Source organism: Mojavia sp., from assembly GCF_059505145.1.
Genome location: NZ_JCACKA010000124.1, coordinates 23,818 through 41,204, shown reverse-complemented (window position 1 = coordinate 41,204; position 17,387 = coordinate 23,818). Strand labels below are relative to the sequence as shown.

Sequence of the window (17,387 nt, the reverse complement as noted above, 5' to 3'; positions counted from 1 at the left end):
CCTTGCCCCCCATGCCCCATGCCCAATTAAACTTGATAAACCTGATGCCCCTTGATTTCCACCCCATGTGCAGCGAGACATTTTTCCCAACCTTCACGGGTGCCAATATTACTTTTTTGCTTAAGCAGCCCTAATTGTTGTTCTTGTTGGGTGAGTTTAGCAAATTCTTCGTAAAGCGGGTAGTTGGGTGTGACAAAGGTTTCTTTACGATGCAGAATTGGGGGATTTGTTCTGGTTTGGTAGTCGCGGTGAGTGATTTTTAAAGTAATAAAATCAATAATGATGCTGGCTTTTAAGGCGGGATGGGGGTCTGTGTCAAAGTCAGGATAAAACAGATAGCAGATTTGCGGTTTATCGGTGCAATATTTGATGAGAGTTGCACCATCGACACGTCCAATGGTGCGGCTGGCGCAACCTTCATAAATTCGTAACAAGGCATCGAGTTCTGCAAGCGCCGAAACATGGACATACAAAGCGCCACGGGTATGTTTACCAATTTTGCTTTTTTCGCAGGCAGTTTGTACAACTCTAGGTTGACCTAAGCTCAAAAGTTTTTGGTCAGCGACTGCACAAACTTCTTCATAGCTACCAAAGAAAGCTTTGATATCGTGACGCATTTCTGGGGCTAGTTTATGCCATGCCGGACGTTGATCGAAGTGGCTGAGAGCGAGGTAAACTTGAATGTCGAGAGAGCGACGATAGGCGATCGCATCCCATTCTGCTTCGTCGGTAGCTTGCAAAATTACGCCAAATGCACGGCGGAAGTTACCAAATTCGCTCAGTAGTTCTTGTTCATTGCTCAATTCACCTTTGACTGGTAATCTGCCGCGTTTGGTGAAAAAAGCCATCAATGGTGCGAGTAGTTCTTGATAATCTTCAAACCGCTTGCTGGGGATGCGGACTCTGGGAGTAGAACTTCGAGAAAAGAAGCGAATAGCTTTGTAATTTTCTTTTTCAGTTTCATCTCGAAATATGAAGTAGACGCCTAAAGCTACGGGTACAGCATCTACATTCAGGACTTCATCAATGTAAGTTTTGAGTTCTTCTTGTTCGTAATATTTCTGAAAAGTATTGCGACGGGTAACAATGCCATCGCTGTAAGCTAATTGTGTTTTACTGGGAGCGTTAATTAGAATTTGAGCGGCGACAATTAAGACTTTGCGGGTAAGTTCCCAAGCTTTAATTAAGCTTTCGCGGCGTTCTTGGGGATCTTCAATGACGTTGAGGACATAACCCAAGTTGACAACATCGGCGGGGGCGATCGCAGCATCAGGATAATAATAAGGATCCCAGCCTGCGCTAGTGTAACCTAAGTTTGCCACGCGCTGGACATCACCACCGTAACCGCAACCGTAGTCAAAAAACGTAGTATCTTGATTGATGATTGCCGATTCTATGGCCAATCGCACAGGACGAGATATATCATTGCGGGCGATCGCAGCTCTGTGACGCTCAATTTCTACATAGCTCTCTAACATAAGAGCATTTACGATTTTTAAAGGATGTAGGGTGTGTTAGCGGCAGCATAACGCACCATGATTTATATCCTGTCAATCTTTCACCGCTAATTCAATTAAATCTTCAATTTTCTTGATATTTGGATCGCCTGCTAAGTAACCAATTCCTCGATGCAAATGTAGGCGAAATTGGGTAGCTAGGGTTTCTTTATCGGTGGGATAGCCGTCATTGTGACAGCGTTGCTTGAGGGCTAGGAGAAGGATATCAGACATTTCGCCGCCAAAGACGCGCCAAGTCAATTCGACGTTGCTATCTTGGGGAATGGGTACGGGTGAGGGTGGAGTTGGTTCTGCTAGGGAACGACAAAATGCCCATCGGCATAATATATTCCATTGATCGATTTTTGTGCTGCGTCGGAGTTTGAGCAGTTGGTCTTTGGCTGTTTGGGAAAGTTTAATTCTTTCAATTGGCGATTCCATAATTTTTATAAATAAAGAGTTTTATCCAGAATTAAATTAATTTTTGTTTATAAACCTAAACAGTAGCGAACCGCAGTTTCTACTTCCACCATTTTTGAGCCAGAAAGCTTACCTGATGGGTCAGTAGGAAAACGGTTTGGATCTAAAGAACGAATTTGAAAACATAAGAATACTGTTTCGATAGGCAATCCGCTGTCGCTTGAAAAGACTCGTATATTGGTGGGATAATCGCGCTTAATATTTGTACCTTTTGTACCTACAACTACAGTCACAACCAAAGGTAATTGATTGATAGCGTCTATAGATAAAACTAAAACGGGTCGTGTTCCTGCCTGTTCTCTACCCTGCACTGGATTAAGATTGACAAAATAAATTTGTCCTCTTTCGATACTCACAATTTTTATAAACCATCAATTTCTGTAACAGAAAACTCACTATTTATAGAGGTAATTTCTGCCTGTATTTCCAAATCATTAGCCATTGCAGTTAGTTGTTCGTTCATATATTGCACATCAGTAAATTTTTCTGAGGTTTGTTTCTTTGCTTGCACTTGTTTAGTAATACGTTCTAAAAGCCATTCTAATTCTTCTAATGACAAAGTACGTAGGTCACGCTCTATTGCTTGTAAATGTGGAGATATCATAATTCTTTGCACACTCAAATTTGAAACGATATCTACTACCAAAAATATTGATTTTCTACTACTGTTGTTTGACGAGTTGCTGAATTATATTTTAAGAGGTATTCGCGGGCGATCGCTTCGTTTTCTCGCAGTGTCTCTACTTCTTTTTTACCGATTTCGGTGTCTGTGGAAAGCAGAATTACTTGATGGCTGGCGGCGGGAAAGTATTTTTCTACTAAGTTTTGGCGGTGGGAGGAGTCGAGTCTGCCGAGGGGCGTGTCGATTGCTACTGGTAGACGGAGTCCAGAGACTTTGGCTAGGCCCCAGAGGAAGGCGATCGCGAGTAGTTGCTTTTCCCCAGCAGACAAGCGATGTTTCGGGACTGGTTTACCATCAAAATCGAAAAGAGATAGGGCAAAGGTTTTAGTATCAATAGTGATGCTAGATACTAAATCTGATTTGTGCAGCAAATAGAGGAAATACTTTTTTACTTCCTCTTCTAATTTATTGAGTTTTCGCAGAGTTAATTTTTCTCGAAAAACCTTAAGTGTTTCTTGAACTTTAGAGGCTGAGGTAATAATATGTTCTCTATTTTTATGTTTTATATTTTTGTCAGTATAATCTTTTAATTCTTTTTTCGTAATTTCAATTACATCTATTAATGCTACTAATCTTTGCCGAATGCTTTCGTAATTTGCTTTAGCTTGTACAACTTCGTTTTGTGCTGTTTCCACAGCATAGCGCAGCTTTTGATAAGCTTCTGGTTCTGCTGCGGTTTGCACTTGTCTTTCTAACGTAATAATTTCTTCTTCTAGGTTTTTGAGATTAATCAACTGCTGTTTTGCTGTATTACGAGCGTTATGCAAATGATATCTTACATTATCTAATTGACTCAAACTTTCCTCATCGGCTAATAACCAAGGTAATTCAGCTTGGACTGAAATTGCATATAAATTATTTACATCTTCAGTTAAAAAAGATTGAATTTTATCGATTTCTTCTAAAGTAATAGCTAACTGATTTAGCCATTGAAGTAAGCGTTTATCTCGTTCAATCAAAACGTCTCTAGCCAGTTGTACTTGTTGAGTACGAAATTCATTTGAACCCTGTGTTTGTACCTGACTCAATAAATTAGGAATTAAAGCCAAAGGTAAAATCTCAGCAGCTAATTCACCTAAAGACTTCCGAATTGTCTCTAATGCGGTAGTTTTTTCTTTTTTTTTCTCTTCAAGCTGACTGCGTTCTGCGGCGATTTTACCACCTTCAAATACAAATTTATCCAAGGCTTCTTGCTGTATAGTTTCTAATTCTTCAATTTTATTTTTTAACCTAGCTAATTCTTGTTCTGCTGCTTGATAATTTTCTTGCTGTTGTAATAACCTTTTTTCAATTTCTTCTAGGGTATTTAAATCTTTGGTGTCAGCAAGTTCTTTACGCTTACGGTTGACCAAAACCTCTAAATCAAGTGCTAATTTATCAGGTAATTCTAGCCCTAAAAGTCCACGAATAGCTTCAATTACAATTTGTGGCGGTGTTTCCTGTTCTGCAAGGTTTCTTACTTGTTCTCCATCGAATAGGAATAAATTAGAAATTCCTAACGGCAGAAGGTTTTCTATATAATCATCCCAAGTATTCATCAAAGATTCAACAGGCCAAGTATCGTCATCACCTAAAATTCCCAAGAAATCTTTACCATCTTTAGGATTTTTTTCCCAAGTTCTAACAATACGATATTTTACTGGTTTATCTTCTTCAATGTGTTCAAATAATAGCTCAATTCGGGTCTTTTCAGCAGGATTAGATTTACTATTAACACATTGATTTAAAAAATCACTATAGCTCAGATTACCACGAGTAGAGCATTGGGCGCGTTGTCCATATAGTGCAAGACGAATAGCATCCATGAGAGTTGTTTTCCCACCGCCATTCATACCGCCTAATAGGATAATTGGGCGAGGATTTCCTTCAGTTCTTGGGTCAAGATTTATTACTTGTCTGCCAGAGTAAGGGCCAAAATTTTGTAATACGAGTTCCAGAAATATCATTATCTATATCTATATTTAACCCGTGCTAGTGGGTTTGTTTGTGTAAATGCGATTTCTAATCGCCGAGAATTTTCTGTAGGGTGTGCATTGCCCACCCTACCATATTTTTCATTAGTTGAAGTCTAGTCAGTTTGTCAGAATGTGCCTAGTTAAAATACTCATGACTTCACAGGGATAGAACTAGGTAATAAAGGACTCCATTCGTTAACTTGGGCGAAACCAAGTTTGTATAAAGTCAGAATTGTGTTGTTAATACCTCTTTTAGAACCATAAATTACTACTTTTACAGACTCTCTATCCGGCATTGTTTCTGTAGAATCTTTGGTGGAAACAAGCGGCGCGGTGGTTTGAAAAGTCTCTGCCACAAAGCTTTTAATCATTGAAATTTACCTGTTTGTTAGTAAGCTGTTTTGTTGCCGATAGGTAACTAAACTATCTTACACCTTGTAGTTACCGATCGGTAACATTTACTCTGTTAGAAGCCTTTGACACAATCAAAGGCATGGGAAAAGCAGGTAAAGCACTGAAACAGGTGTTAGAACTCTACGGCATCAGCCAAAACAAATTAGCAGTGGCAATGGGAACAGGACGGCCAAATGTTCACCGTTGGGTGAATGAAATTAGAGATCCTGTTGCTGATACGCTGTTAGAAATTCGTGATGCACTCAAAAGAATTAATCCAGCCGCAGCAGAAGAGTTTATAAGGCTGTACTTAGGAGATGCTAATGATGACCAGCAAGTTTAAGCCTTTGTCTGTTTCTTTTTAAATTTCACATTTGCCCAAGTCTGTGCATTGTCAGCAGATTTGGTAGTATTTGTTGTATCAATTCGTGTATCGGCTATACTTGCTTGTTCCTCTGGTGCGGCAAAATCTGCGAAAGTTAGCTGCTTAACTTTCTCAATATCACCTTGTTCAACTGCTGTTTTCAAATCTCGTGTTAGACGAGCATTTTTCACTGCTTCATCTTTAGAACGAGAACTGGTAATAAAGCATTGCTCTAAGCTTTCGTAAATTCCTATACGACGCGACATTTTCCGAAATTGGCGTTCTGTGTCTAAAAGTTTTGCTATCAGTTCCAAGTGCATCTCATCATCTGCACAGACTTCTTCTAACACAGCCCATTCATCGCTGCCTAATAAGCTAAAATCTGCACCTGGACGCGGATCTTTAAATTCTTCACCTGTGACTTCTTGATAAATGCGGGGTAAGCTATCGTCAAACTCGTGTTTTTCTTCTAACCAAATACGGCGAATTTCACTCAGTTCTTCTAGGGAGATAAGAGTAATGTCGCGCATATTTTCCGGTGCTGTTTGACGGATTTTTGTTTGTGCTTCTAAAACTCGTTTTAACCAATGTTCACGCCAGTATTTTGTATATGGCCCTGGTATTGGTTCAACAGAGACTTTTCCATCTTTATTGCGTTCAAATAATTGGACTTCTCCTCGACGAAGCCTTCGGAAGTCTCTTTTGTCTCTATCATCTTCAGCATCTAATTCATTACGGATATCTAATAAAGGCTGCATCCATTGTTTTTCTTCATCATTCTGGATCATCGCCTGCATAGATTTATCTTGATTAACTAGTGTACAAACCCAGCAGCCAAATCGTGAATCACCACAACTGGGAGTTGAGGTATCAATAACTAGGGGACATTCGTTGTCTGCTGTTGCACCTCGATACAGACTGAATAATTCTTTATTACTTTTTCCCCACGGATTATTACTCTGATTCAGATAAATCCAAACTTCATTATTACTCCAATCCTCAATAGGAGTATAAATTAAAGAATTAGGCAGACTAGCGTTAGGGCTAAGTCTATCCCGTACTCTACCTGCTTGATGCTTCTTCATAGTGGCAGCACGTTTAGCACTTTCTGCTTTACGAGTACCTAAGACAAGAATTGTTTCGCCATTAGCTCTAACTATTTGACGGATGAACTGATTGGCAGGATTGATCTTCAAACGTGGTGTACACCAGCGGAACTGGTTACGAGGTGCTGGATAGCCTTTACCAATAAGATTGACCCAAAATGTGTCTTCAATTACTGGTTGCAGCAGATGTGGCTCAATCGGCATTCCTTTTTCTTTTGCAGCAGATTCCAACTGCTTCATCGATTGACGAACCCAAGCAGAAACAACTGGATTCTCTACCTTAGTGTCTGTTGTAATAACATGAATAGTTTTAGTTCTTTTTTCTGGAGGGAGAGCCGCGATCGCATTCCAAACAAGCTGCAAAACTGCACTAGAATCTTTACCCCAAGACACGCCTATAATCCAAGGTATCGCATCTAAACAATACAATTCTTGAATTTCAGTGGTAAGAGCTTGGATATCTTCTACTAACTCTGCTACAGTACGTGTCTGCTGGCCTTTATTTTCTGGTTGTTGTGCTTCAGTCATTGCTTCCTACCTCTGGACATTTGGGCGTTACCGCTTTTTTTCTACCCCAGCGTATGGAATGCGCGGGTTCCCAAATAGTTTTTAAAAACTGATTAACTAGTATCTAACTTTTTGAACAATATAGCTATATTACAAGACTAAGTTTTTAAAAATTCATATGAGTGACATTGTATCTGACCCCACTGCTGATATTGCTAGAGAGTACCTAGAACGAGAAAAAAAAGAAAAAGAAGTACTAGCGTTACTTTTAGAGAAGTTTTTAGAGAAAAAAGACCAAATTATTGTTCAAAAAACCGAAATGGGAGGTACAGAAGCTTATATTGGCTCTGTTACTCTAGAATGGTTTGCGGGTCGAGTTCACTTCGCTTCTGGTTTACCTCTTCTGCAAAAAAAGTACAATCCAGAGACAGATAATATCGAAATTGACGCGGATAGTATTGACGAAATTCAACAGCGTCCCCTTGACTGGTCACGTCAAGCACCGCTAGTTCAGTATTTGGCTGCGAGACAAAACCACAAATTTCCCCCAGTCCTAGTAGTAATTAATCAGCCTTGGGTGGATCACCCTAAAGCTGCTGAATGGGATGGTGAGGGACGTGCGAGAAAGTCTACTACTGATTTTACACCCCTAGATAAAGATGGTAAGGTCGGCTTACTCAATGTTTCTGAAGAGAATGTGACCATCTATGCACTGGATGGTCAACACCGATTAATGGGAGTGCAAGGGTTGATAGAGTTAATTAAAACTGGCAAACTCCAGCGATATAAAAAGGATAAAACAGCTGATGATAGTTTTATCACAGTTTCAGATTTGTTAGAGCAGTATCAAGTAGATCCTGTTTATTTACAAAGCTTACCTAAAGAAAAAATTGGTATTGAATTTATTTGTGCTGTTAATGCTGGGGAGACTCGCACCGAAGCAAGGCGGAGGGTGAGGTCAGTTTTTGTTCATGTTAACTTAATGGCTGCACCTTTAACTAAAGGTCAGTTAGCACAATTAAATGAAGATGATGGTTTTGCAATTGTGGCAAGAAAAATAGCGGTTACTCACCCACTTTTAGAACAAAAACCAAATCGAAATCCCCGCGTTAATTGGAATAGTGCAACGGTAGCGGCAAATTCTACAGTTTTGACAACTTTGCAAGCGTTGCAAGATATGTCAGAAAGATACTTGGGCCACAAGTTTCCGCAGTGGAAACCTTTTGAGAAAGGATTAATTCCTATGCGTCCAGAAGATGAGGAAATTGAACAGGGAATAGAAGAATTCACCAAACTTTTTAATAATTTGGCAAGCTTACCTAGTTATAAGATTCTGGAACACGAAGATACGCCGATTTTAAGAAGGTTTAGCTTTGAAAAAGGTGGTGGTGAGGGAAATATGCTTTTCCGCCCTGTGGCGCAAGTTGCTTTAGCACAAGCTTTGGGATTTTTAGTTTTTAAAAAAGGTTTTTCTTTAACCACTATTTTTAAGAAATTACGAAAGTTTGACCAGCAAGGGGGTTTTACTGGTATGGAATATCCCCAGTCTCTCTGGTATGGGGTTTTGTATGACCCTAATAAAAAGCGAGTGCAGGTTTCGGGAAAAGAATTGGCTGCAAAGTTATTAATTTATATTCTAGGTGGAATTCAGGATTCAATGGAACGTGCTGAACTTCGTAAGGCTTTGGCTAATGCTAGGACTGTAGAAAATAAAACAATTGGTTTTGATGGCGAGTTGGTTGAACCAAAGGAGGTAGGACTTCCACTTATTCTCTAATGAAAATACTTTAATTTTCTCCATCTATAAAATTCTTATGCTACCCTGATACTTTAATTGTATAAAGGGAGCCTTATCTGTGGCATGGTTACACGGCAATAATGCTGTGCATCAGCTGAGTGAAAATGCTGTGTTGTACGATTTAGCGCAGATGCGTGGAAATGTTTCTGTTCTAAGTCGCATCCCAAATAATATTGGTGGTGTGTATGCTTGGTATCGTCGCTTTGAGATTGATACCAATGCTATGAATGATCCTGACCTATTTGTTAACTATATTCTTAAAGAACTTTATAAGGATCATTCGGCTTCAAGAGAAACAAGACTTCCGCCAATACACAAGATAAAACTACAACCAGATAATTCATTTTCAAAAGAGCTTTTGCTTAAAGAGTTAGCGACTGATTCTTCCTTTCGGGAACTGCTCTTTATGCTTCTAAGCAATTCACTGATATTTCAGCAGCCGCTATACATAGGAAAAACAAATAATTTATATTCTCGCATTCGTAGTCATCTTAGTGAGGGGAGCATTTTACGTGAACGCTTAGCTGCTGCTGGACACAAAATTAATCGATGTAGGCTTTTAATTATTCACACTTCATATATTAATTCAAGTACGGTTTCAGATGATATCAATGAAGACAACAACTTAGATAATCAATTGGATGAAGAGTGCGAATACCCTGAAACTGCTTCAGACAAACTAGTTGAAGATTTATTATCTAGACTATTTCTTCCGGCATTTACTCTTAGGTATGGTTAACACAATATTATGTTGATATTTTTAAATAATGAAGGGAAATCAAGATTCAATAAACCTCTCTATGGTTTAACTGGTATTTATACTTTATCTGAAGGTATAGCACTTCCCTATGTTCTTTCACTGGTTGAAGTTAACAGAGCTATTGATGAGTTAAAGATAGCTGAACAAATACCCGCTTCATTAGATACGAAATGGTCTCTTAAAGAGCTTTTTCAACGAGAAATTGATGAAAAGAGAGTAGAAGATGACATAGTTAAAGGTTATCTTTTAGATCCAAATAAGCTGAAGTTTTTTAATGCAATTACTATTGTATTAATGCCAAAGGACGGTAATGGCAATATTCAGGATACTTTTGATGAGACTACAAACGTAGCTTCTCCTCCCATACCTTGGGATGGTACTGATCCCGACGACGAACAATGGAAACATTTTCAAAGTGAGGTTGCGAACTTCGGGGGTATTCAATATCTTTCTACTGGAGTCTCTGCTCGGTTGCGTTGGGATGAAGATAGAGTACTAGCAGTGGCTGTAGATGGGCAACATCGTCTTTGGGCGCTCCGTACCTTTCGTGAAGATCCAAGGTTTCGAGGTGGTACTCTTCGCCCAATTGAGCAACAAACAAAAATACCAATTTTATTTATCTTGCTTCATCCCAGTGCGGGCTTCAAGAATCTTCAAAGTGCTTCTGATTATTCAATTCGGGGAATCGCTCGTGAATTATTCACTGATTTGAATAAGAATGCTAAGACTGTAGATAAGGCTAGAGAGCTTATTCTTGATGATAAAAGCATTAGCGCCCAATGCGTTAGAACTTTATTAACGGAGAGTACGGGGGAAGATGCGAAAGATAAACTTCCTCTTTCTTTAGTACGGTGGCAAGACGATTCATACCGATTTGATAGCTCCTACTACTTAAATTCACTAGTTCATTTAGATTTCCTGATTTCAGCAGCACTGGAGCTAAAACCGCCACGAGATCCAATGGAAAAAAAGCACGTACTAGATTTTATCGAAAGTATTGACTCTGCTCTTGGCACAGGTGAAGAAAAAGTTCAGTATGAGGGACGTACTCTTGAAGAATATTACATAGAAGACTATTGTGACGAAGATGGAAATCCTGATACACCATTTGCTCGAATACCAGAAAATTACCTTGCCTCTGCAATAGAAGGTTTTAAAGTTAACTTTCGTCCTTGGCTACTGAAAGCCACTTTTTTCACATTTAACTTTTTCGAGTTATCGTCTCACACCTAAAAAAACTTTTGCGCCTTCTCTCTGCGCCTTTACGCGAAATCATCCCTCCGTCCTCACCGTCACAACCTGCGGTGGCGTAGAATCTGGAGGATACAAAAAATCTACTTGTACTTGTCGGTTCTCTCCCCCTGGCATTCTCAGCGTTACCAACGGTTCACCCGTTTGTCTCCGCCGTTGTACCAAATACACATAGCGCGTTTTTTCTCCACCATTATCATCGGTATAACGCACCCTCACTGTACCGCGGAAAAATAGATGAGGATTTTTAATCATTTAGCAATTTCACGTCTCAAGCTTGATGAAACATCTCGTAGTTAAAGTTTATGCTTGCTTCATTTACTGTTTTCTTACCCTAACTTATTTATAAATGTAGTGTAATGAAGCCTTTTGTTAAATTAATATTGGTTGCGGCTTTAGGACTGATTTTCAGTCTTGGCTTGCAATTCCTGCCTCAAGTAAACGCACAGCAACCTGTTTTAGCGATTAGCAAGATTCAAGCACAGTTAAATCAATTAAAACTGTTGTTGCAAAATAACCAATTTGCATATGCTCAAACTTTGTTGTCGAGGATTTCTGAATTGTTAAAACAACTGCCCACTAGCTGCGCTGCTGTCTATGCTCATGTGAATTTAACAGAAAATATCATGAATTTGCACAGACAAGAAGAAAAAGGTAAAGTTTCGCAAAGTTGCCCTAGACCAGAACTAATAAATATTGACAATTTGGATTCTAGTGTAGCGGTTGTCTATCCAATTATTTTACAAGGCTATTTGGAAGTTATTGTCAAATTCCTTGGAAGTGATAATATACATTGCTACACAAATAAGAATGTATCTGTAAGCCAAATTGATGAAGCTGTGATCAATCTGCGAGAACTAATGAGAACACGTAGTACTCTTCCTAAAGAAATTAAAACGGCATCTCAACAATTTTATGATTGGTTAATTAAACCCTTTGCAGCCGAACTAGAAACGGAAAAACATAGAGATAAAAGCCAAATCAAAACTTTGGTGTTTGTACTTGACGGTTGTTTACAAAATCTGCCGATGTCAGTTCTATATGATGGGCAAAAATATCTGGTAGAAAGGTATGCTATTGGTGTTACTCCTACTTTGCAATTATTATCTCCCAAACCTTTATTCAAAGAAAAGTTAAATGTGTTACTTGCTGGCGCAAGTAATGCTCCCAGTTTTGCCAAAGAACGTTTGGCTCCGTTAGAAAATGTAGAAGTAGAATTATTAGAAGTAAGTAAAGTAGTAGACAGTTTTAAAAAGCTGGAAAATGAAAATTTTCTCCAAGAAAATTTACAAAAATGGATAAATTCAGACACATTTAATGTAGTTCATATTGCCACTCACGGCAAATTTAGTTCTAATCCAGAACAAACTTACATCCTAGATTGGAATAAACGTATCCGAGTTAAAGATTTGGATACTTTATTAAAGATGAAAGACTTAACAAGAGCTAGCTCTGTGGAATTGTTAGTTCTCAGTGCTTGCGAAACAGCAATTGGAGACCGCCGAGCCGTTTTGGGTTTAGCAGGAGTAGCACTTCGCGCCGGAGCAAGTAGTACCTTAGCTACCCTTTGGCAAGTTAATGATGCTTCGACAACGGAATTTATGATTCGGTTTTACCAACAACTAAAAAAGCCAAAAATAACAAAGGCAGAAGCTCTACGAAATACTCAGCTTGCTTTTCTCAAGAATTATTCTGATACGGACTATAATCGTCCATATCATTGGGGGCCTTTTATTTTAGTAGGTAACTGGCTGTAAAATTTGCAATTATTGGCTCTTTGGCAACGTTTGCTAAACCAATTTGGGGTTGGGTTAATAATTCAACCCAGATTTTTTGGAAAGTAGAATTTTGGGGTTGATTAAGTCTGAGTTGAGCTAATTCAGTCAAAGCATCAATCCAGATGCCGTATTTAATGTAAATTTTAATACGCTCTAAACCATTTACAGCCGATTTTAACTCGTTTTCTAGTGCGGAAGACGGCGTTACTATTTCTACAATTCCTGTGAGTGAAGTGCGGCTTGGTGACACCTGAGAATTGCTTGTATTAGGACAAGTGATATCTAGATACCAACGATATCTTTTCCCAGGTTCTAAAGCGTCAACTGTTGATGGTAAACTAATACTCATAATTCCTGGTCTATCGGGTAACTGAAAACTAGTTTTATATATTTCATTATTTTCATCCTGTAAGGAAAATTTTCCTGACGGTGCTTCTTGGTGGGTATAGGGAATATAAACCCACATAGTTGGGTGCTGATTTACAGTTAATTTTGAATGCAAACCACCTACTAAGCGAGTCAGCGGCGGTTTATCTTGCTTGTACAAACAATCGCCTCGACTTCCAGTCCCTTCTTGGCTAGGAGGAGTTCCTCTACCTGGAGGGTCTTTTTGTATTGAAATTAAGGGAATTTGTTTGATTTCTAGAGTGTAATTGGCAGAATTAGTTGATTGTGTGTTAGCAAGTGTAGGGGAAGCAATCGAAGCAGTAAGGCTTAAATTTATAATGAATGTTTTTGTAAGTGAAAATCTTGGAAGCTTTTCCTGGGTTAACTTCATCTGTGCTTTCCTCCAAATGTTTCTTTGATGCTCATCTGTGGAGATGTCACAAGGAAAATCTCATATTTACTCATTAGATGACTACTAATCGCCAACTACCAATTTCTGAATTTTGTTAGAAATTCCCTGTAATGTATAGAAGAAGTGGCTATAGCAGTCCTAAATCATTCGTGAATAACAAGATCCCCGACTTCTTTAAGAAGTTGGGGATCTAAGCCTCTCAGCCGGATTCAGCAACGCCCTTTTTTTTCAACTGGTAGAATTATTTTCTGCAACTATAAATAGTCAAAGTTACCGCGATCGCAACCAATACTAAGGCTGAAGGAACTAAAGGTAACCAAGCTGCCTTGACTACCATTAAAACCCAACAACTACCAGATAATATACCTAAAGCAATACTGACATTAAGTACAATATTCAGAGGCGATCGCCAAATCAACACACCTCCCACCAAAGACCAGCACAAAATCCAAATGACCTCACCAAGTTCTGATAAAGACCAAATCAAAGGCCGATTATCCTGCACTGCACTAAGGATTTGGCTCACCATCTGTGCTTGAATTTCTACACCACTGATTGTCCGCACTGACCACTGACCGCTACTATAGGGAGTGCGCCGCCGATGATCATTAAAACTCGCAGCGGTAGTACCAATAATCACAATTCGATTCTTGATTAAATCGGGATTAAATTGATTGTTTAGAACTTGTTGCATGGTGAGTTTCTCGGCAATCTCCGCAGTGTTACGGTAATTAATTAATATTTGATGCCCCCTAGAATTAATATGGTGGTAGCCACCTGTATTTTTTTCTAATGTTTTGAATATAGTATTACCTAGTTTTAAGTAATTATTTAGTGTAAATTCAACTTGAATTCCTTGAGCGGCTAAGTAATAAGTTGCTAACTGCCAATTAAAGGCGTATTTATTTTGACAAGGAGAAGCTTGATCAACAGCCAACAACTGGCGACGAATCACTTCATCGGGGTCTGGCAAAATGTTGTTAAATCCTTGACGCTGTTGAGGTACTTCTGGAGGAGGTGGAACGCCAACACTATCAAAACTATATTTACAAATGACAAAGAAGCGATCGCTATTTCGCATTCTGTTGGCTAAGTCCTCATAGCCTGCTTTTACAGGGAGTTCACGATAAATATCTAAACCAATGGCTCGCGCTCCATATTGCTCCAATTTTGTTAATAATTGAGCTAAAGAACGGTCAGATAAAGAGGCGGCTCCTCTTTCCAAAGCGGGTTGCGATTGCACATCCTGTTCGGTGATAGTGACTAATAAAAGTCTCTTATCTAAACTCTCGCTCGGTCGTAGTCGCAGTATTTTATCAAAAGCACCCAGTTCCCATGCTTGCAATAAACCAAGGGAACGCAGAGTTATTACCAAGCTAAAGCAAGCCACATTTATGAACATGACAGCCCAAGGTGAGAGTGAAACAGCTCTTTCTTGGGGATGATTGAGATGTTGCTGAACCCAATTGCGATTAAAAACAGTTTCGTAAATACGGTTTTTGACAACTAAATCGCCTTTTTGCTGAGTTACTAACCCAGATAAACGCAATTCCAAATGTTCTTGAGAGTTTTTAGCAGCTATTTTCCCATGACGAAGAATTTGTTGATATAGTTTGAGCAATCGCTTATGCCCGTGAGCATTTCTAAAAATGCGATCGCGGATTGTCCGCAAATGCTCAGGCTCGTCTTGCGATTCCCAATCTTCTAGGATGTATTGCTGTACTAGCTGCTTAACCCACGATTGTTCACCCCCAGCGGGAATAGCAGCTTCACAATTTTGGACTAACCAACAAAGTTTCTGAGTTAGAAAAGGTTGTCCCCCCGTCCAATGCAATACTTCTTTTAATACTGCTTGGGGGTTATTGGCTTTCACAGCTAGTCCTTGTACTAAAGCATCACTTTCGTGTAATTGAAACCCCTTTAGTTCAATTGCTCGACCAATATTAAAGGGAGCAGAATTGTCGTCTTGAATTAAATCTGAAGGCGTTGCTACACCCAACAATGCAAAAGAAAGTCTTCTATATTCTAGTTTAGTTGCGCGTTTGTCATAGAAGTTGCGGACAAGAGCAAAAAACTCATCCGTTGGAAACTTTAAGCTCAGGACACTATCAATTTCATCAATAAATATGACGATGTTTTCACTAATTTGCGTCAATAAAACTGTCTCGATAAACTTTCCCAAGCGTTGTACAGGAGATAAATCATCTTGTTCGCTTAACCAACTCCGCCGTTTTACTCGCAACTCAAAACCACTGATTAATTCTTGAATAATACCGCCATACCATTGCTGCGGGGTAATTTCTTGGCTACCAATCCCACTTAATTCAATTTCTGCACAAGCAATACCTTGGGCTTGTAGCTTATACATTGTCTGTATTCGTAAGCTAGACTTACCCATCTGCCGGGAATTGAGAACATAGCAATATTCTCCTATTAACAAAGCATTATAAAGTTCATGGTCTGCTTGGCGCACAACGTAGGTAGGAGCATCAGGAGGTAAGCTTCCTCCAGCTTGATATTGATAGTGAGAGTTATATTCTGCGTCCATTATTAATTTTTTAGCTGAATCTGTGTAAATGCAGTATCGATTTAAAATGCATTTACCTGAATTATCTGTTTACTTAAGAATCTTAAATGCAACATTTTACACATATTTTCGGATAAATATAATTTTTTAGCTGATAAAATATGATTTATTATTACCTCCTCAATTAACCTGAATTAACCTCAATTTTCTCAATAAATATGAGTTGTTGAATCCTGATTTTGACTCAACTATTCAATCAAAAAAAACAACATACTATGAACAGAAAGCAAGCAAAAAGCTTTCACCCTAACACAACAAGTCAATTTAGAGTAAATACAATGTCTAACATCAACCAACAATCTCAAGACCTTTTTGCTATTCCTGGCGTAAACAACCTAGACCAAGAATCTGCTGCTGCTGTTTCTGGTGGTGCTTTACAACTGTCGTCCGGATTTAATGGTACAGGAGCGCGGAGAACACTATTGGGCGGAGACCGTAATTTGGGGACTCCTCCTCGTGCCAGCGGCTTTAACAATGTAGCATCTTGGTATCAAGTGACTGGTAGCAGAGATTGGTTTGTCTACACAGGTTTCAATTACACGGGTGACCGCCGCCGTCTGAGAGCAGGAAGCAAAGGTAACCTCTCAGGTAGCTTTAATAACACCGTTTCTTCTGCTCGGCCTGCATAGTCAGCTCTTTTCTATCTCATACCGCGTACTCGAATCCGTTCTCTCCAAGAGAAAAGATTAGCTCAATAACGCTCTTTTCTCTGAGTTGGTAGGGGCGAGACAAATTTCGCTCCTACTTTTTCGCAGATTGGCAATTTTAAGACGAACCAGCGCATTTGCAAATAATTGGCGATCGCATTTTCAGAGCCAGGACTTATGCACCAATAACCCACATTCCGCAGGTGCGATGCCGGAGGCAACCCCGGAGGGGAACGCAAAGCCTTGTTTTTCGTTCTCCTGAATTAACCTGAATTAACCTGAATTACCTCAATAAAGATGAATTATTGAATCCTAATTTTGACTCAACTTTTGAAACAAAAAAAACAACATACTAGGGGCAGAAGCAAATAAAAAGCTTTCACACCAACACAACAAGTCAATTCAGGATAAAAGCAATGTCTAACATCAACCAACAATCTCAAGACCCTTTTGCTATTCCTGGTGTAAGCAACCTAGACCAAGAATCTGCTGCTGCTGTTTCTGGCGGTGCTCTATTATTGTCGGACGGATTTAATAATAGAGCAGCTCGGAGAAGGTTAAATAGCTCAGACAGAAATTTAGGCAGTCGTCCTGGTGTCACCGGTTTTAATAATAAAGCATCTTGGTACGAGGTGACTGGTCTGAGAGATTGGATTGTCTACACAGGTAAAAATTACACGGGTAACCGACGCCGTCTGATAGCAGGAACCGCAGGTAACTTCTCAGGTGTCTTCAACAACAACATCGAGTCTGCTCGGCGTGTATAGTTAGCTCTTTTCTATCT

At 39.3% G+C, this 17,387-nt stretch carries 17 protein-coding genes and 1 pseudogene; 7 read left to right on the top strand and 11 right to left on the bottom strand.

The window, feature by feature from the left end; genetic code table 11:
• Nucleotides 1-26 precede the first annotated feature (26 nt).
• From AC5JL8_RS33390 to AC5JL8_RS33365, 6 genes are all read right to left on the bottom strand, one after another.
• Complete coding sequence (locus tag AC5JL8_RS33390; protein ID WP_495883983.1) at nucleotides 27-1,478, bottom strand: DNA phosphorothioation-associated putative methyltransferase; 1,452 nt, start codon at nucleotides 1,476-1,478, stop codon at nucleotides 27-29.
• A 72-nt stretch (nucleotides 1,479-1,550) separates the two neighbouring features.
• Nucleotides 1,551-1,937 (bottom strand): DNA sulfur modification protein DndE, encoded by a 387-nt coding sequence (gene dndE, locus AC5JL8_RS33385; RefSeq protein WP_495883982.1) that lies wholly within the window; start codon nucleotides 1,935-1,937, stop codon nucleotides 1,551-1,553.
• A gap of 47 nt (nucleotides 1,938-1,984) precedes the next feature.
• The gene (locus AC5JL8_RS33380; protein ID WP_495883981.1) at nucleotides 1,985-2,332 is read right to left on the bottom strand and encodes a type II toxin-antitoxin system PemK/MazF family toxin; all 348 of its coding nucleotides are present in this window, start codon (nucleotides 2,330-2,332) and stop codon (nucleotides 1,985-1,987) included.
• 5 nt (nucleotides 2,333-2,337) lie between these two features.
• Nucleotides 2,338-2,580 (bottom strand): hypothetical protein, encoded by a 243-nt coding sequence (locus AC5JL8_RS33375; protein ID WP_495883980.1) that lies wholly within the window; start codon nucleotides 2,578-2,580, stop codon nucleotides 2,338-2,340.
• 35 nt (nucleotides 2,581-2,615) lie between these two features.
• Entirely contained in the window at nucleotides 2,616-4,604 is a 1,989-nt protein-coding gene (dndD, locus tag AC5JL8_RS33370) for a DNA sulfur modification protein DndD (protein WP_495883979.1), read from the bottom strand.
• Between the two features lie 158 nt (nucleotides 4,605-4,762).
• Nucleotides 4,763-4,984, bottom strand: a complete 222-nt coding sequence (locus AC5JL8_RS33365; protein ID WP_495883978.1) for a hypothetical protein — start codon at nucleotides 4,982-4,984, stop codon at nucleotides 4,763-4,765.
• Between the two features lie 122 nt (nucleotides 4,985-5,106).
• On the opposite strand from AC5JL8_RS33365, the gene AC5JL8_RS33360 reads away from it, so the two are divergent.
• Nucleotides 5,107-5,349: a helix-turn-helix domain-containing protein gene (locus AC5JL8_RS33360; protein WP_495883977.1), complete on the top strand. Its 243-nt coding sequence runs from the start codon at nucleotides 5,107-5,109 to the stop codon at nucleotides 5,347-5,349.
• Here the strand turns inward: AC5JL8_RS33360 and dndC are convergent.
• Nucleotides 5,346-7,004, bottom strand: a complete 1,659-nt coding sequence (gene dndC, locus AC5JL8_RS33355; RefSeq protein WP_495883976.1) for a DNA phosphorothioation system sulfurtransferase DndC — start codon at nucleotides 7,002-7,004, stop codon at nucleotides 5,346-5,348. The genes AC5JL8_RS33360 and dndC overlap by 4 nt on opposite strands.
• A gap of 157 nt (nucleotides 7,005-7,161) precedes the next feature.
• Here dndC and AC5JL8_RS33350 point away from each other — a divergent pair, with 157 nt between their 5' ends.
• From AC5JL8_RS33350 to AC5JL8_RS33340, 3 genes are all read left to right on the top strand, one after another.
• The gene (locus AC5JL8_RS33350) at nucleotides 7,162-8,760 is read left to right on the top strand and encodes a DGQHR domain-containing protein (protein WP_495883975.1); all 1,599 of its coding nucleotides are present in this window, start codon (nucleotides 7,162-7,164) and stop codon (nucleotides 8,758-8,760) included.
• Between the two features lie 79 nt (nucleotides 8,761-8,839).
• Complete coding sequence (locus tag AC5JL8_RS33345; protein WP_495883974.1) at nucleotides 8,840-9,520, top strand: GIY-YIG nuclease family protein; 681 nt, start codon at nucleotides 8,840-8,842, stop codon at nucleotides 9,518-9,520.
• 9 nt (nucleotides 9,521-9,529) lie between these two features.
• On the top strand, nucleotides 9,530-10,774 hold the full coding sequence (locus tag AC5JL8_RS33340) for a ParB N-terminal domain-containing protein (protein WP_495883973.1): 1,245 nt from the start codon (nucleotides 9,530-9,532) through the stop codon (nucleotides 10,772-10,774).
• A gap of 39 nt (nucleotides 10,775-10,813) precedes the next feature.
• Here the strand turns inward: AC5JL8_RS33340 and AC5JL8_RS33335 are convergent.
• A pseudogene (locus AC5JL8_RS33335) lies at nucleotides 10,814-11,029 on the bottom strand (DUF3370 family protein); the annotation flags it as partial.
• 122 nt (nucleotides 11,030-11,151) lie between these two features.
• Here AC5JL8_RS33335 and AC5JL8_RS33330 point away from each other — a divergent pair.
• Complete coding sequence (locus AC5JL8_RS33330; protein WP_495883972.1) at nucleotides 11,152-12,549, top strand: CHAT domain-containing protein; 1,398 nt, start codon at nucleotides 11,152-11,154, stop codon at nucleotides 12,547-12,549.
• On the opposite strand, the gene AC5JL8_RS33325 is transcribed toward AC5JL8_RS33330, so the two are convergent.
• Entirely contained in the window at nucleotides 12,524-13,348 is an 825-nt protein-coding gene (locus AC5JL8_RS33325; RefSeq protein WP_495883971.1) for a DUF928 domain-containing protein, read from the bottom strand. The genes AC5JL8_RS33330 and AC5JL8_RS33325 overlap by 26 nt on opposite strands.
• Before the next feature lie 262 nt (nucleotides 13,349-13,610).
• Entirely contained in the window at nucleotides 13,611-15,917 is a 2,307-nt protein-coding gene (locus AC5JL8_RS33320; protein WP_495883970.1) for a CHASE2 domain-containing protein, read from the bottom strand.
• A gap of 317 nt (nucleotides 15,918-16,234) precedes the next feature.
• Between AC5JL8_RS33320 and AC5JL8_RS33315 the strand changes: the two genes are divergently transcribed.
• Nucleotides 16,235-16,585, top strand: coding sequence for a hypothetical protein (locus tag AC5JL8_RS33315; protein WP_495883969.1), 351 nt, complete (start codon nucleotides 16,235-16,237; stop codon nucleotides 16,583-16,585).
• 62 nt (nucleotides 16,586-16,647) lie between these two features.
• On the opposite strand, the gene AC5JL8_RS33310 is transcribed toward AC5JL8_RS33315, so the two are convergent.
• Nucleotides 16,648-16,842: a hypothetical protein gene (locus AC5JL8_RS33310; protein WP_495883968.1), complete on the bottom strand. Its 195-nt coding sequence runs from the start codon at nucleotides 16,840-16,842 to the stop codon at nucleotides 16,648-16,650.
• A gap of 177 nt (nucleotides 16,843-17,019) precedes the next feature.
• Here AC5JL8_RS33310 and AC5JL8_RS33305 point away from each other — a divergent pair, with 177 nt between their 5' ends.
• Nucleotides 17,020-17,370 carry a hypothetical protein gene (locus AC5JL8_RS33305; protein ID WP_495883967.1) on the top strand — a complete coding sequence of 117 codons (351 nt, stop codon included), beginning with the start codon at nucleotides 17,020-17,022 and terminating at the stop codon, nucleotides 17,368-17,370.
• Nucleotides 17,371-17,387: the final 17 nt, after the last annotated feature.

Bases quoted from the DNA above. Each gene is read 5' to 3' on its own strand.
- AC5JL8_RS33340 (WP_495883973.1), top strand. From the start codon at position 9,530: ATGTTGATATTTTTAAATAATGAAGGGAAATCAAGATTCAATAAACCT.
- AC5JL8_RS33315 (WP_495883969.1), top strand. From the start codon at position 16,235: ATGTCTAACATCAACCAACAATCTCAAGACCTTTTTGCTATTCCTGGC.
- AC5JL8_RS33330 (WP_495883972.1), top strand. From the start codon at position 11,152: ATGAAGCCTTTTGTTAAATTAATATTGGTTGCGGCTTTAGGACTGATT.
- AC5JL8_RS33390 (WP_495883983.1), bottom strand. From the start codon at position 1,478: ATGTTAGAGAGCTATGTAGAAATTGAGCGTCACAGAGCTGCGATCGCC.
- AC5JL8_RS33350 (WP_495883975.1), top strand. From the start codon at position 7,162: ATGAGTGACATTGTATCTGACCCCACTGCTGATATTGCTAGAGAGTAC.
- AC5JL8_RS33360 (WP_495883977.1), top strand. From the start codon at position 5,107: ATGGGAAAAGCAGGTAAAGCACTGAAACAGGTGTTAGAACTCTACGGC.
- AC5JL8_RS33305 (WP_495883967.1), top strand. From the start codon at position 17,020: ATGTCTAACATCAACCAACAATCTCAAGACCCTTTTGCTATTCCTGGT.
- AC5JL8_RS33325 (WP_495883971.1), bottom strand. From the start codon at position 13,348: ATGAAGTTAACCCAGGAAAAGCTTCCAAGATTTTCACTTACAAAAACA.
- AC5JL8_RS33375 (WP_495883980.1), bottom strand. From the start codon at position 2,580: ATGATATCTCCACATTTACAAGCAATAGAGCGTGACCTACGTACTTTG.
- dndE (WP_495883982.1), bottom strand. From the start codon at position 1,937: ATGGAATCGCCAATTGAAAGAATTAAACTTTCCCAAACAGCCAAAGAC.
- dndD (WP_495883979.1), bottom strand. From the start codon at position 4,604: ATGATATTTCTGGAACTCGTATTACAAAATTTTGGCCCTTACTCTGGC.
- AC5JL8_RS33320 (WP_495883970.1), bottom strand. From the start codon at position 15,917: ATGGACGCAGAATATAACTCTCACTATCAATATCAAGCTGGAGGAAGC.
- dndC (WP_495883976.1), bottom strand. From the start codon at position 7,004: ATGACTGAAGCACAACAACCAGAAAATAAAGGCCAGCAGACACGTACT.
- AC5JL8_RS33365 (WP_495883978.1), bottom strand. From the start codon at position 4,984: ATGATTAAAAGCTTTGTGGCAGAGACTTTTCAAACCACCGCGCCGCTT.